13 protein-coding genes are annotated in these 13,485 nt (G+C 64.5%); all 13 read left to right on the forward strand.

Going from position 1 to position 13,485, the window contains the following annotated elements; all coding sequences use genetic code 11:
• The first annotated feature begins 622 nt into the window (after positions 1-622).
• The gene (gene mraZ / locus KF821_00265) at positions 623-1,066 is read left to right on the forward strand and encodes a division/cell wall cluster transcriptional repressor MraZ (GenBank protein MBX3004245.1); all 444 of its coding nucleotides are present in this window, start codon (positions 623-625) and stop codon (positions 1,064-1,066) included.
• A gap of 2 nt (positions 1,067-1,068) precedes the next feature.
• The gene (gene rsmH, locus KF821_00270) at positions 1,069-2,031 is read left to right on the forward strand and encodes a 16S rRNA (cytosine(1402)-N(4))-methyltransferase RsmH (GenBank protein ID MBX3004246.1); all 963 of its coding nucleotides are present in this window, start codon (positions 1,069-1,071) and stop codon (positions 2,029-2,031) included.
• 106 nt (positions 2,032-2,137) lie between these two features.
• Positions 2,138-2,611 (forward strand): hypothetical protein, encoded by a 474-nt coding sequence (locus tag KF821_00275; GenBank protein ID MBX3004247.1) that lies wholly within the window; start codon positions 2,138-2,140, stop codon positions 2,609-2,611.
• On the forward strand, positions 2,612-4,396 hold the full coding sequence (locus KF821_00280; protein ID MBX3004248.1) for a penicillin-binding protein 2: 1,785 nt from the start codon (positions 2,612-2,614) through the stop codon (positions 4,394-4,396).
• The gene (locus KF821_00285) at positions 4,393-5,826 is read left to right on the forward strand and encodes a UDP-N-acetylmuramoyl-tripeptide--D-alanyl-D-alanine ligase (protein MBX3004249.1); all 1,434 of its coding nucleotides are present in this window, start codon (positions 4,393-4,395) and stop codon (positions 5,824-5,826) included. Before KF821_00280 ends, KF821_00285 begins: the two co-directional genes overlap by 4 nt.
• Positions 5,816-6,805: a phospho-N-acetylmuramoyl-pentapeptide-transferase gene (gene mraY, locus KF821_00290; GenBank protein MBX3004250.1), complete on the forward strand. Its 990-nt coding sequence runs from the start codon at positions 5,816-5,818 to the stop codon at positions 6,803-6,805. Before KF821_00285 ends, mraY begins: the two co-directional genes overlap by 11 nt.
• 1 nt (position 6,806) lies before the next feature.
• Positions 6,807-8,177: a UDP-N-acetylmuramoyl-L-alanine--D-glutamate ligase gene (murD, locus tag KF821_00295; protein ID MBX3004251.1), complete on the forward strand. Its 1,371-nt coding sequence runs from the start codon at positions 6,807-6,809 to the stop codon at positions 8,175-8,177.
• A complete protein-coding gene (locus tag KF821_00300; GenBank protein MBX3004252.1) occupies positions 8,174-9,472 on the forward strand; it encodes a cell division protein FtsW in 1,299 nt (432 codons plus the stop codon). The genes murD and KF821_00300 overlap by 4 nt, the downstream gene beginning before the upstream one ends.
• The gene (murG, locus tag KF821_00305) at positions 9,390-10,505 is read left to right on the forward strand and encodes an undecaprenyldiphospho-muramoylpentapeptide beta-N-acetylglucosaminyltransferase (GenBank protein ID MBX3004253.1); all 1,116 of its coding nucleotides are present in this window, start codon (positions 9,390-9,392) and stop codon (positions 10,503-10,505) included. Before KF821_00300 ends, murG begins: the two co-directional genes overlap by 83 nt.
• On the forward strand, positions 10,502-10,999 hold the full coding sequence (locus KF821_00310) for a CvpA family protein (GenBank protein MBX3004254.1): 498 nt from the start codon (positions 10,502-10,504) through the stop codon (positions 10,997-10,999). The genes murG and KF821_00310 overlap by 4 nt, the downstream gene beginning before the upstream one ends.
• Positions 10,996-12,375 (forward strand): UDP-N-acetylmuramate--L-alanine ligase, encoded by a 1,380-nt coding sequence (murC, locus tag KF821_00315; GenBank protein MBX3004255.1) that lies wholly within the window; start codon positions 10,996-10,998, stop codon positions 12,373-12,375. The genes KF821_00310 and murC overlap by 4 nt, the downstream gene beginning before the upstream one ends.
• Positions 12,368-12,544, forward strand: a complete 177-nt coding sequence (locus tag KF821_00320; protein ID MBX3004256.1) for a hypothetical protein — start codon at positions 12,368-12,370, stop codon at positions 12,542-12,544. Before murC ends, KF821_00320 begins: the two co-directional genes overlap by 8 nt.
• 9 nt (positions 12,545-12,553) lie before the next feature.
• On the forward strand, positions 12,554-13,480 hold the full coding sequence (gene murB, locus KF821_00325; protein MBX3004257.1) for a UDP-N-acetylmuramate dehydrogenase: 927 nt from the start codon (positions 12,554-12,556) through the stop codon (positions 13,478-13,480).
• Positions 13,481-13,485 lie beyond the last annotated feature (5 nt).

Genomic DNA, 13,485 nt, shown 5'->3' on the forward strand with positions numbered 1-13,485 from the left:
CAAAGAAACCTTTTTGTGCCATTTTTTTTTTTTGGCAATGTCACTTGGCCATATTAAAGGCGAATCGCCGCAGATGAACGCAGATATACGTAGATAAACCCAAAATCTCCCGAAGCTGGCTTTGTGCCAAAGACAATATCAAAGGCAAATCGCCATAGATGAACGCAGATAGGCGCAGATAAAACCCAAGATCTCAAAGGCTTAACTTTGTGTCCTTTGTGCCTTTGTGGTTAAGCAGTTACGTTCGCCATCTTGCAAAGGCAACATCAAAGGCAAATCACCACAGATGAACGCAGATAGGCGCAGATAAAATCCAAATCTCAAAAGCTTGTCTTCGTGTCCTTTGTGCCTTTGTGGTTAAGCAGTATTTACGACTGACCGCTGACTACTAATCGCTAACTACTAATCGCTAATCGCTGACCGCTGGTTTCCCTGCTCCCTGCTTCCTGTTCCCTGCTCACTCTTCCCCCTCACTAGTACTAATTACTTAACTTTTCGTGGGGCAAATACTTGCATTGTGGGTCGATCCTGCCTATAATATGGGAACTTGTGGGACGAAGTGGCATAAAGTGGAGCGCCGGGACTATCCCGGCGTTCTGCCATTAACCCATAAATAGAACTTATGTTTCTAGGCGAATACTCTCACTCCATCGATGACAAGGGCCGCCTCACCGTGCCGGCCCGCTTCCGCCAACTGCTGGCACAGGGCGGCGTCATCACGCGCGGGTTGGATGGCAATCTGGTGGTGATGCTGCCAGAGGCCTTCGCCGCCATGGTGCGCAACCTCGAGGCGCTGAGTATCACCGATCCCAAGGTGCGCGATCTGCGCCGCGTGATCACCGGCCAGGCGGAGCGTGTGGAGCCTGACGGCAGCGGCCGCATCCTCATCCCGCAGTTCCTGCGCGAGGAGTTCAAGCTCGGCGCCGAGGTCAAGCTGGTGGGCATCAGTGACCAGTTTGAAATCTGGCCGCAGGAGGCGTGGGCCCGCGTGCGCAACCGTATCGATGAGGCGATGAAAGCAGACCCCGCCAGCTTTTCAGGCGTAGACCTGGCCCAAAAGAGCTAGGCATGCAGGCAGAGGAGCGCGCTGCGGCGGCGCATCTTTCGGTACTTTACAAAGAAACACTCGCAGCACTGTCACCCACGCCGGGCGGCCGCTATGTCGATGGCACGCTGGGCGCCGGTGGGCATGCCGGGGGGCTGCTGGAGGGCAGCTCCCCGGACGGCCAACTGCTGGGATTGGACGTCGATCCCGAGGCGCTGGCCTTGGCCACGCAGCGGTTAGCGCCCTTCGGTGAACGGGCGCACATCCGCCATGGCTCGTATGCCGATCTGGCCCAGCATCTGGCGGCGCTGGGGTGGGGCGCGGTGGATGGCATCCTGCTCGACCTGGGGGCCTCCTCCATGCAGTTTGACCAGGCCGCACGCGGCTTCTCCTTCCAAAAGGATGGCCCGCTGGACATGCGCTTCAACCCGGCGGCCGCCCGCAGCGCCGCCGACCTGGTGAATACGCTGCCCGAAGCCGAGCTTGCGGACCTGCTCTACGCCTATGGCGAAGAGCGCCAATCGCACCGCATTGCCCGCGCTATCGTGGCGGCCCGCCCGCTGCACAGCAGCCGGGCGCTGGCCGAGCTGGTAGCCAAGACGCTTGGCGGCAAGCGCCCCGGCCGGGGCGGCGCAATCCACCCCGCCACGCGCAGCTTCCAGGCGCTGCGCATCGCCGTCAACGGCGAGCTGGATGCAGTGCAGGCCGTGCTGCCGCAGGCGCTGGCGGCGCTCAAGCCCGGCGGGCGGCTGGCGATCATCTCCTTCCATTCGCTGGAGGATCGCCTGGTCAAGCAGTACTTCCGCCAGGAGAGCCGGGATTGTATTTGCCCGCCCGGCCAGCCGGTGTGCACCTGCGGGCACACCGCCAGCCTGAAGGAACTGACCCGCAAGCCGGTTGCGGCCAGCCCGCAGGAAGTAGCTGCCAACCCGCGGGCACGCAGCGCTCACTTGCGCGTGGCTGAGCGCCTGGCGCAGAAACTTTAAGAAAATCAGGTGCCGTTAGGCACAGGCTTTGCACCGAGTTTTGCAGCTTTGGTCACCGCGCAACCGCGGGGCCAGGGCCAAACCGCTGGCTGGAGGGCCAGCTATTATGCGAAACAAAAGCTTTGTACAGGCATACCGCCAGACCCCATGGCGGCAACAAATGCAATTGATCGGCTTGATTGCCGCGGCCATTGTCGCTCTGGCGCTGTTGGCCGGTTTGTATTTAAACGTCACGGCGCGCGCCTCCACCGCCGGGCGCTATGTACAGGACCTGCAAAACGAGCGCATCCGCATGCAGCAGCAGATCGAGAACCTGGAAAGCCAGTGGGCGGGGCTGACCTCTAACGAGGCCATGCAAGCCCGCGCCGAAGCCAGCGGCTTCGCCCCGGTGCAGCCCGGCGCGGTGACCTACCTGACAGTGGAAGGCTACCGTGGCCGCGCCAGCCTGCAGTTGGCGCCGCGTGCCGGTGGCCAGTTTGCTGGCGTGCCGCGCCTGCCGGATGCGTACACCCAATCGCTGCTCGATTGGGCCGGCCAACTGTTTGACGAATACGGCTTCGGTCTGCTGGGGGGCTACTAAATGCCGCGCGAGCACACCTGGCGCTACCTGGTGATGGCCGGCTTCTTCGCCCTGTTCGGCGTGCTGATCCTGTACAAAACCTACAGCATCCAGCACAGCCCGCAGGCCGAAACCTTCCTGCGCCTGGGCGAACTGCACAGCCGCCAGCAGAGCGAGATCCAGCCGCCGCGCGGCATCTTGTATGACCGCAACGGCAACATTCTGGCCGGCAACCGCACCGTCTACGAGATCGGTATTGACCTGGCAGCGGTCACGGATCCGCAAGCCATCGCCATGGCGCTCAGCGCGTTGATCGGTGCCGATTACAACACCGTGCTGGCCCAGGCCAGCATTCCCGCCTCCGAGAATGCGATCTACGTCGTAGCGGCCAACTATGTGCTGCCTGAGAAGATCAACTTGCTCAAGGGCTACGATGTCTCGCGCGAGCCGGTGGATATGGACTCCACGCGCTGCTCCAACGATCCCGCTTTGTATGCGCTGCAGTGTACGGCGCGTCTGGCGCGCAGCTACCCCGAGCGCGACCTGGCCTCGAACATCCTGGGCTTTGTTAATCGCGAAAGCCTGGGCTACTTCGGCGTTGAGCAGCAATACCAGAACCTGCTGGCCGGCGTGCCGGAGAACATCTGGGTGCCGGTGGCGCCCACCCGCGCCCAGGAGCGCCCCGAGGTGCCGGCCGGCGCCAGCCTGGTGCTCACTATCGATCGCGAGATCCAGGCGATGGTGGAAGATACGCTGGATGCCCACATTGCCAAAACCGGCGCCGAATCGGGCACCGCCATCGTGATGGACCCCAAAACCGGCGAGCTGTTGGCGATGGCCTCCACGCCGCGCATGGATTTGAACGAATACTACGATTACGCCGATATCTACACCGATAGCACGCCCTACAACCGCGCCATCGGCGAAATTTATGAGCCTGGCTCGATCTTCAAAGTGATCACCGCCGCGGCGGCGCTGGATCAAGGCGTGGTAACGCCCGAAACCGAATTCCTCGATCAGGGCGCCTACACCATCGGCGGCATCACCGTGCGCAACTGGAACAACCGCGCCTGGGGCTTGCAGACGGTGCAAGGCTGCATGCAGCACTCGCTCAACGTGTGCCTGGTGTGGATGGGCGAAAAGCTCGGCCAGGAGAAGTTCTACGAGTACGTTGAGCGCTTCGGTTTTGGCCATCCCACCGGCATCGATCTGGCTGGTGAGCAAAACGGTACGGTGAAGCGCCCCGGTGACCCCAATTGGTATCTGGCCGATCTGGGCGCCAACACCTTCGGGCAGGGCATTGCCGTCACGCCCATTCAAATGGTCATGTCGGTTTCGGCCTTCATCAACGACGGCCAGATGGTCATTCCGCACATCGTCAAATCCGTCATTCAGGATGGCTCGCAGTACAACATTCCGCCGCAGTTCGCCGGCCAGCCCATCTCGGCTGAAACGGCCCACACCATGAACGAAATGCTGGCCAACTCGCTGGAAGGCGAGAGCTCGCTGGCGATGGTGGCGGGCTATCGCCTGGCGGGCAAAACCGGCACGGCGCAGATCCCCGTGCCCACCGGCTACGAACAGAATCAAACCAATACCTCCTTCATCGGTTGGGGGCCGGTGGAGAACCCGCGCTTCATCGTGTTTGTGTGGCTGGAGCGCCCGGAGACTTCAACCTGGGCTTCGGAAGTGGCCGCGCCGCTGTTTGCCGATATCGTCGAGCGCCTGGTGGTGCTGCAGGGCATTGCCCCCAATTACCAATTCGCCGGAGCGGTATCCAACTCCGGGCAGGGAAGCCAGCAATGAGCGTGAATAGCCTCACTCTTGCCGATGTCATCGAAGCGCTCAGCCAGCAGCGCCCGGCGGCGGCCGAGGCCCTGCCGCTGAGCGGCGCCGTGCACGACTCGCGCCAGGCCGCCGCGGGCAGCCTCTTCGTTGCCCTGCAGGGTGAGCATGTCGACGGGCACGACTACGTGGCCGCCGCCTTTGCCAACGGCGCCAGCGCCGCCTTGGTGGAGCACCCGTTGGACGGCTACACCAACCTTGACCTGCGCAGCGGCACGCTGCCGGACGCGGCGGCTTTCAGCACGCCGCTGTGCCTGGTGGTGCCGCACAGCCTGCCGGCTCTGCAAACGGTGGCGCGCTTTTGGCGCCGCCGCCTGAGCGAGCTGCGCGTGGTGGGCATCACGGGTAGCGTGGGTAAAACCACCACCAAGGAGCTCACCGCGGATGTGCTCAGCCAGCGCTTCCGCACCTTCAAATCGGCGGGCAATTTCAACAATGAGATCGGCCTGCCGCTGAGCGTGCTCTCCATCCGCCCTGATACGCAGCGCGCTGTGCTCGAGATGGGCTTCTACGTCATTGGCGAGATCGCGCTGCTGGCCGATATTGCCGTGCCGGAAATTGGCGTGGTCACCAATGTCGGTACGGTGCACGCCTCGCGGGCCGGCTCGCAGGAAGCGATCTACCAGGGCAAGGCGGAGCTGGTTAAGAGCCTGCCAGCCCAGGGTGTAGCGATCCTCAACCATGATGACCCTTATGTGCGCCGCATGGCGCAAGACACCGCTGCGCGCGTATTCTTCTATGGCCTCGAGCCGCAAGCGGATCTGTGGGCCGATCACATCGAGGGCCTCGGCCTGGATGGGGTGCGCTTCCGCCTGCACTATCAAGGCGAAACTTTGCATGTGCGTATTCCGCTGATCGGGCGCCATTCGGTGCACACCGCATTGCGTGCAGCCGCAGTGGGCATCGTAGAGGGCATGGATTGGGGCGCGATCTTGAGCGGCCTGCGCATTGGCAACGCCCAACTGCGCCTGATGGCCGTGCCGGGGCGCAACGGCTCGCTGCTGCTGGATGACACCTATAACGCTTCGCCTGAATCGACCGTGGCGGCGCTCAACCTGCTGGGCGAGCTGGAAGGACGCAAAGTGGCCGTGCTAGGCGATATGCTAGAGCTTGGCCAGTACGAGGAGCAGGGCCATCGCATCGTGGGCAACTTGGCCGCCCGCGTGGTCGAGCTGCTGGTGACGGTAGGCCCGCGGGCTCACATCATCGCCGAGACGGCGCGTCAGGCCGGGCTGAACAGCACGGCCATCCACGAATTTGGTGACAGCCAGGCGGCGCTGGGCTTCTTGCAGGATGCGCTGGCCGCCGGCGATGTGGTGCTGGTGAAGGGCTCGCGGGCGGTACATATGGATAAGATCGTGCCTGACTTGGAGGAAAAGAATGAACGGTAGCGCCACCGCGCTGGTTTTGGCTGGCGTCAGCTTCATCCTCACCGTGATCTGGGGTGGGCCGTTGATTCGTATCCTGCGCCGCCTCGAAGTCGGCGACAGCATTCGCCTCGAAGCGCCCGAGCGCCACATCATCAAAGTGGGCACGCCGACGATGGGCGGGGTGATGTTTATTCTGCCCGTGCTGCTGGTCACCGTGCTGCTCAATGCCGTCTCACTGATCGGGCTGAGCGGGGTGGGGCTCTCGGTGCTGGTGCCGCTGGCGGCGATGGTGATGTTCGGTGGGCTGGGCAGTCTGGATGATATTCGCAAGCTGCAGCGCAAGATCGGCGAGGGCATGCGCGCCCGCAACAAGCTGCTGCTGCAAATTGTGCTGGCCACCGGGCTGGCCTTTGCCCTGCGCGAGCTGCTGCATGTGCCGGATCTGTATTTGCCCGGTGCCAGCATTGAATTTGATCTGGGCTGGTTGTATTACCCCGTGGCGGTCTTTATCATTGTGGGCTCGGCCAACGCGGTCAACTTTACCGATGGTCTGGATGGGCTGGCCGGGCTGATCAGCGCCACCGCCTTCGCCACCTTCGGCTGCATCGCCTTGCTGCAGGGCCAGAGTTTCCTGGCCCAGTTCTGCTTCACGCTGGTGGGCGCCTTGTTCGGCTTCCTGTGGTTCAACGTGCACCCCGCCCAATTGATCATGGGTGATACCGGGGCGATGGCACTGGGCGCCTGCCTGGGCGTGGTGGCCTTGATGACCGGGCAGTGGATCTTGCTGCCGCTGATCGCCGTGATCCCGGTCAGCGAAATTCTCAGCGTCATGATCCAGGTGAGCTTCTTCAAGCTCACCGGTGGGCGGCGCGTCTTCAAAATGTCGCCGCTGCATTTGCACTTCGAACTCTCCGGTTGGAGCGAAACGCAGATCGTGCAGCGTTTCTGGTTGATGAGCCTGCTGTTTGCCATGGTAGGCGTAGCGTTGGCGGTGCTCTAGTATGCCGTGGGCCGGGCGCAAAGTTGTGGTTTTGGGCGCTGCTCGCCAGGGGCTGGCCACGGCTGGCTATCTGGCGCGGCACGGCGCGCAGGTGGTGCTGAGCGATCAGCGTTCGGCGGCGGAGTTGGCCGAAGCGCAGGCCGCCCTGGCCGGCTTGCCGGTGGAGTGGGCGCTGGGCGGCCACCCGCTGAGCGTGCTGGATGGCGCCGAGCGCTTGTACCTCTCCGGTGGCGTGCCCAGCGAGAATGTGCTGGTGCAGGCCGCCCTGCAACGCGGCCTGCCGGTCGCGAACGATTCGCAATTGTTTCTGGAGCTAGCCCCGTGCCGCGTCATCGGCATCACCGGCTCGGCGGGCAAAACCACCACCACCACCCTGGTGGGGCGCATGTTGGCTGGGCTGGAAGGCGGCGCGCTGCGCAAGGTATGGGTGGGCGGCAACATCGGCCGCCCTTTGCTGGCCGATGTGGACGAAATGCACGCCGATGATATTGCCGTGATGGAACTTTCCAGCTTCCAGCTTGAATGGATGACGCGCGCTCCGCACATCGCCGCGATTCTGAACCTGGCGCCTAATCATTTGGATCGCCACGCCGATATGGATGCGTATGTGGCCGCCAAGGCGCGCATCCTTGAGTTTCAGCACGGCGATGACATCGCCGTGCTGCACCGCGGCGATACGCGCAGCTGGCCGCTGGCCGAGCGCGTGCACGGCCGCACCCTGTGGTTCAGCGCCGAAGGCCTGGCCGCCGGCCAGCAAGGCGTGTTCGTGCGCGGCGCCAGCCTGTGGCTGCGCGATGGGCGCGGCGAGCACGAGCTGCTGCCGCTCAACGCCATCGAGCTGCGCGGCGCGCACAATGTGCTCAACGTATTGGCGGCCTGCACGCTGGCCGCCGCCGCCGGAGCCGGCGCCGCGGAGATGCTGGCGGGCTTGCAGGGCTTTCACGGCGCACCGCACCGCCTGGAGTTTGTGCGCAGCTTGCGCGGCGTGGAGTATTACAACGACTCGATCGCCACTGCGCCGCAGCGCGCCGAGGCGGCCATCCAGGCCTTCGGCCAGCCGCTGGTCTTGCTGCTCGGCGGGCGCGACAAGCATTTGGATTGGAGCAGCCTGGTGCAGCTGGCGGCGCAGCGCGCCAGCCAGGTGGTGCTGTTTGGCGAGGCGGCTGCGCCGTTGGCGCAATTGTTTGCGCGCCTGGCGCCGCAGTTGCCGCGGCAGGTCGCCGCCGGCTTCGATGAGGCCGTGCAGCGCGCCGCCGCGGCGGCCCGCCCGGGCGAAGTGGTGCTGCTGGCGCCCGGCGCCACCAGCTTTGACGAATTCAAAGATTTCGAAGCACGCGGCGAACGCTTTCGCCAGTTAGTGAGTGAGCTATGAGCGAAGAAACCTTCGATACTTTTGCCACCGCCGATGAGGCCGCGGCGCCACTGGCGCCGCGGCGCCGGCGCAGCGCGGGGCGGCGCAAGCCCAGCCTGTGGCCGGCGATCGAGCTCAACGTCGATGTGCCGATGCTGCTGGCGATCTTCGCTTTGCTGGTCTTCGGCCTGCTGATGGTGTATTCGGCGAGCTGGAACTTCTCGCTCAGCGAGTACGACGATCCTACGTTCATGTTCCGGCGCCAATTGTTCACCATGGCCATCGGGGTCATCGCCGCTTTGGCGGGCTACTTTATCGATTATCGCTTCTGGCGCAAGTATGCGGTGCCGCTGATCGCCGCCACCGTGCTGAGCCTGGTGATCGTGCTGGTGATCAACGAAGTGCGCTACGGCTCGGCGCGCGCCCTTAGCGGCGGCTCGTACATGCCGGGTGAGGTGGCCAAGGTCACCACGATCCTGTATCTCTCGGTGTGGCTGAGCTCCAAGCGCGAGCAGCTCACCAGCGTGGGCCGCGGCATCCTGCCGCTGGGCGGCATCATCGGCATTATGGCCGGTTTGATCTTGAAGCAGCCTGACTTTAGCGCGGCGGCCACCATGGTGGTGCTGGGCGGCATGATGTTCTTTCTGGCCGGTGGTAGCGTCAAGCAGATCGGCTTCATGCTGGTGGCCGCTTCGGTGTTGGGCGCGCTGTTCGTCAGCGTCAGCACTACCAGCCAGGTGCGTATCAGCAGCTATCTGGATAGCCTGCAGGATCTGACCCAGGCGAACAGCCACGTGCTGCGCTCCTTTGAAGCCTTTGTGAAGGGCGGCTGGTTTGGTGTGGGCATCGGCCTGGCCGATACCAAGCTCACCGGCCTGCCCGTGCCGCCCACCGATAGCATTTTCGCCGTAGTGGGCGAAGAGCTCGGCCTGCTGGGCAGCGCCGTACTGACGGCGCTGTATGGCGTGGTGCTGTGGCGCGGCATGGTGATCGCCCGCCAGGCACCCGATATGCTCGGCTCGTTGATCGCCGGCGGCATCACCATTTGGGTCACGATGGAAGCATTCATCAACATGGGCGTGATGGTGGGGCTGTTGCCCTTCGCCGGCAATGCGTTGCCGCTGATCAGTTATGGCGGCTCCAGCCTGGTTTCGGTATTGGGTGCGTTGGGGATCGTGCTCAGCGTTTCGCGGGCGGCCAAAGTGAAGAGCCAGAACGAAGAAAGGATTCTCGATGCGACTACTCGTGGCCGCCGGGGCGAGCGGGGGTGGGGTGTATCCCGCGCTCGCCGTGCTGCAAGAATTGGGCGAAACTGAGCTCGAGCTGCTGTGGGTGGGCGGCGAGGGTGGCATGGAGGAGCAACTGGTGAAGCGTGCGGGTTACCAGCTCACCACGCTGCCTGCCGCCGGGCTGCACGGCGTAGGCCTGGCTCAGTTGCCGCGCAGCCTGTGGCAATTGCTCCGCGGCTACTTTGCGGCGCGGCGCATCCTGCGCCAGTTTAAGCCGCAGGCCCTATTCTTCACCGGTGGCTACGTGGCTGCGCCGGTGGCGCTGGCCGGCAGCCGTATGGGCATTCCTACGCTGGCCTTCGTGCCGGATGCGCGCCCCGGTTTTGCGCTGCGCTTCATTGCGCGCTTTGCTGATGTCATTGCCATCATCGCCCCCGAAGCCGGCGCCGGGTATGCGCGCCCGGCGCGCCTGCAGGTGAGCGGGTACCCGGTGCGCAAGGAACTGGCCGCCTGGGCAACCGGCGCGCGCCGCGCGGAGGCGCGCCAACACTTTGGCTTGCGCAGCGATCTGCCGACGGTGTTGGTTTTTGGCGGCAGCAAGGGCGCCCAAAATATCAACCGCGCTACGCTGGCGGCATTGCCCGACTTATTGCAAGATAAGCAGGTGATCCATATAACGGGTGAAGCCAATTGGGACGCGCTGCAGGCGCAGCAGGCCGCCTTGACCCCCGCGCAGGCGGCGCGCTATCGCGCCTTCCCGTATTTGCATGCAGACATGGGCGCCGCGCTGGCTGCGGCCGACCTGGCGGTGTGCCGTGCCGGCGCATCGATCTTTGGCGAGCTGCCGCTGTTTGGGCTGCCAGCGGTGCTGGTGCCGATCGCGTTCAAGCAGCACATCCAGCACGATAACGCCGCGCTGCTGGCGCAACGCGGTGCAGCCGTGGTGCTGGCCGATGAGCAACTGGGCAGCGAGCTGGCGCCCACCGTGAACCGCGTGCTGGCCGATGCGGCACAGTTGCAGTCCATGCGCCAGGCGATGGCCGCCATCGCCACGCCGGATGCGGCCGCGGCGATCGCCGCGCGCCTGCGCCAACTGGGAAAGGCTGCGGCCTCGGCATGATCTCGCTCTCGGCGCTGCTGTGGATGCTGGTGGCCATGTTCGCCCTGATGGGGCTGATGCGCGGCTTCGGCAAAGAGGTGCTGGTGACCTCTTCGCTGATCCTGGCGGTATTCATCATCGCCGTGGTGCTGCCGATGCTGCCCATCGCCGGCGATGACCAGCGCCAGTTTCTGGTGCGCGGCGCCGTGCTGGTGCTGTGCGCCGTGGCCGGTTACCAGAGCCAACGCTTGCAGCGCATCTCCGACGCGCTGACCAAAGCGCGCTGGCGCAACAATCTGCTCGGCTTGCTGCTGGGCGGCATCAACGGCTATTTGCTGATCGGCTCACTGCTGTATTACTTGCACCAATTCAATTACCCGTTTGCCTTCATCACGCCACCGGGGCCAGAGCTCACTAACCTCTTGCCCTTCATGCTGCCGCAGTGGCTGGTGGGCTTGTGGATGTACATTGCCATTGCCGTAGCGCTCTTGATGATCCTGGTGTTGTTCGTATGAGCGCCCGCACGCACTTCATTGGGATTGGCGGCACGGGCCTTTCGGCGATTGCCCGCGTGCTGCTGGAGCGCGGCGAAGCGGTCAGCGGCTCTGACCGCCAGGATTCGGTAGCGTTGGCGGCGTTGCAGCAAGCCGGCGCCACGGTGTACAGCCAGCACGCGGCTGGGCAGGTGCAGGGTGCGGCGCGCGTCGTGCGCTCCTCCGCCGTGGGGGAGGACAACGTAGAAGTGCAGGCCGCCCGCGCCGCCGGCATTCCGGTATTCAAGCGCGCCGAATTCCTGGAGCCGTTGCTGGCAGACCAGCAGGTGATTGCCGTGGCGGGTTCGCACGGCAAGACCACCACCACGGCCATGCTGGCCTGGCTGCTCAGCGCCCTCAACCAGCGGCCAGGCTACATCATTGGCAGCCAGGCCGCCAACCTGGGCAGCAACGCCGCCGCAGGCGCCGGGCGCCTGTTCGTCATCGAGGCCGATGAGTATGACTATATGTTCTTCGGCCTGCACCCCGCGCTGGCCCTGGTGACCAATGTGGAGCACGACCATCCGGACATGTTCCCCAGCGCAGCCAGCTTCCAGGCGGCTTTTGAGCGCTTTGTAGAGCGCCTGCAGCCGGATGGCGAGCTCATCGCCTGCGCAGATGACCCCGGCGCGCGGACCCTGCTGGAGTACGCCGTGGCGCACGGGCACAAAGTCAGCTCCTATGCGTATAGCCACTCAGGGGCAGAGTACCAGATGCAAGTGCTATCGACCCAAGGTGCCGGCTATGCCTTCGCCGTGCTGCACGCGGGGGTGGAGCTGGCCCGCGTGCAACTGCAAGTGCCCGGGCTGCATAATGCGCTCAACGCGCTGGGGGCGCTGGCCGTGGCGCACAAGCTGGGCCTGAACGTGCCTGAGGCGGCGCTGGCGCTGGGCGATTTCCGCGGCACCAGCCGCCGCTTTGAGACGCGCGGCCAGGCCGCCGGGGTGCGCGTGATTGACGATTACGCCCACCACCCGCGCGAGATTGCCGCCACGCTGGCCGCGGCGCGCGGCCAGTTCCCTGGCCAGCGCATCGTGGCGGTGTGGCAGCCGCACACCTATAGCCGCACGCACACCCTGGCGGCGGATTACGCCAGCGCCTTCGAAGACGCCGATCAGGTCTTCGTGCTGGATGTGTTTGCAGCGCGTGAGCGCCAGCCGGCAGATTTTGATTTGGCCAGCCTCGTAACCAAGATCGCGCATAGCGCGTTCACTCCCACGTTTGCCCAAGCTCAGCAGGCGCTGCTGGCAGCTCTGCAGCCGGGCGACGTGCTGGTGGTGATGAGCGCTGGCGATGCGATCCAACTCAGCGCGGCGCTGTTCGCCGCGCTGCAGGAGAAGGAGAGTCATTATGCTTGAGCAGAAACAGAAAAAAGTGATGCCCTTCATCGTCAGCTATGGCGAGGCGTACGACGTGCGCCAGGCCAAGCTGGCCCCGGCGCCCAAGCGCCCTGGCCATCATGTCACCAAAGACGAAGCCACTCGCGAAGTGCTCACCCGCATCGTGCACCGCGTCAAGAAGATCTAGATGACCGTGATGGCTGCTACCCGATTGCCGCTAGACGCATTGCAGGCCGCGTTTGCCGAACGCCTGCGGCTGGATGAGCCGGTGGGCCGGCTCACCTCCGCCCGCATCGGCGGCCGCGCCGATGCGGTGGTGGTGGTGCGCTCGGCGGCTGAGCTGGCCCAGGCCGCCCAGACGCTGTGGCAGCTGGAGTTGCCCTTCGTGGTGATGGGGGGCGGTTCCAACATGCTGGTGAGCGATGCCGGCGTGCGTGAAGTGGTGGTGCTCAACGAGGCCAATCAGGTGCAGTTTCACGAGGGGCCGGATCCCAGCGTATGGGCTGAATCCGGCGCCGGGCTGGGTGGCATCGCCCGCCAGGCGGCGCGCAAGGGCCTCAGCGGGCTGGAATGGGCCGCCGGCATCCCCGGTACGCTGGGCGGGGCGGTGGCTGGCAATGCCGGCGCCCACGGCGGCGATGTGGCCAGTTGCCTCGAATTGGCAACAATCTTGCATCGTGAACTAGGCCAGCAGACCTGGAGCGCCGCCGAGCTGGCTTTTGCCTACCGCGAGAGCTGGCTGAAGCGCAATCCTGGCCAGGCGGTGGTGCTCAGCGCCCAGTTGGCGCTGAGCCACAAGCCCGAAGCGGAGATCCGCGCCCAGATGGACGCGTTCCTGGCGCACCGGCGGCGCACCCAGCCCCCTGGCGCCAGCATGGGCTCAATGTTCAAGAACCCGCCGGGCGAAAGCGCCGGGCGGCTGATCGAGCAAGCGGGGTTGAAGGGCATGCGCATTGGCAATGCTCAGATCAGCCCGCTGCATGGCAATTTTTTCTTGAATTTGGGGCAGGCGCGGGCCAGCGATGTATGGGCGCTGATCCAGCAGGCCCGCCAGACGGTGCAAGACCGCGCTGGCATTGACTTGGAGTTGGAAGTGCAGTTAGTGGGCGAATGGGCCCAGTGAAATTA

It is taken from the genome of Anaerolineales bacterium (assembly GCA_019637755.1).
Taxonomy (GTDB): domain Bacteria; phylum Chloroflexota; class Anaerolineae; order Anaerolineales; family UBA11579; genus JAMCZK01.

What these genes read in the sequence shown, in the direction of transcription:
- KF821_00280 (MBX3004248.1), top strand. Translation starts at nt 2,612, where the DNA reads ATGCCGCGCGAGCACACCTGGCGCTACCTGGTGATGGCCGGCTTCTTC.
- KF821_00320 (MBX3004256.1), top strand. Translation starts at nt 12,368, where the DNA reads ATGCTTGAGCAGAAACAGAAAAAAGTGATGCCCTTCATCGTCAGCTAT.
- murB (MBX3004257.1), top strand. Translation starts at nt 12,554, where the DNA reads ATGGCTGCTACCCGATTGCCGCTAGACGCATTGCAGGCCGCGTTTGCC.
- murD (MBX3004251.1), top strand. Translation starts at nt 6,807, where the DNA reads ATGCCGTGGGCCGGGCGCAAAGTTGTGGTTTTGGGCGCTGCTCGCCAG.
- KF821_00285 (MBX3004249.1), top strand. Translation starts at nt 4,393, where the DNA reads ATGAGCGTGAATAGCCTCACTCTTGCCGATGTCATCGAAGCGCTCAGC.
- KF821_00275 (MBX3004247.1), top strand. Translation starts at nt 2,138, where the DNA reads ATGCGAAACAAAAGCTTTGTACAGGCATACCGCCAGACCCCATGGCGG.
- KF821_00300 (MBX3004252.1), top strand. Translation starts at nt 8,174, where the DNA reads ATGAGCGAAGAAACCTTCGATACTTTTGCCACCGCCGATGAGGCCGCG.
- murC (MBX3004255.1), top strand. Translation starts at nt 10,996, where the DNA reads ATGAGCGCCCGCACGCACTTCATTGGGATTGGCGGCACGGGCCTTTCG.
- mraZ (MBX3004245.1), top strand. Translation starts at nt 623, where the DNA reads ATGTTTCTAGGCGAATACTCTCACTCCATCGATGACAAGGGCCGCCTC.
- KF821_00310 (MBX3004254.1), top strand. Translation starts at nt 10,502, where the DNA reads ATGATCTCGCTCTCGGCGCTGCTGTGGATGCTGGTGGCCATGTTCGCC.
- mraY (MBX3004250.1), top strand. Translation starts at nt 5,816, where the DNA reads ATGAACGGTAGCGCCACCGCGCTGGTTTTGGCTGGCGTCAGCTTCATC.
- murG (MBX3004253.1), top strand. Translation starts at nt 9,390, where the DNA reads ATGCGACTACTCGTGGCCGCCGGGGCGAGCGGGGGTGGGGTGTATCCC.
- rsmH (MBX3004246.1), top strand. Translation starts at nt 1,069, where the DNA reads ATGCAGGCAGAGGAGCGCGCTGCGGCGGCGCATCTTTCGGTACTTTAC.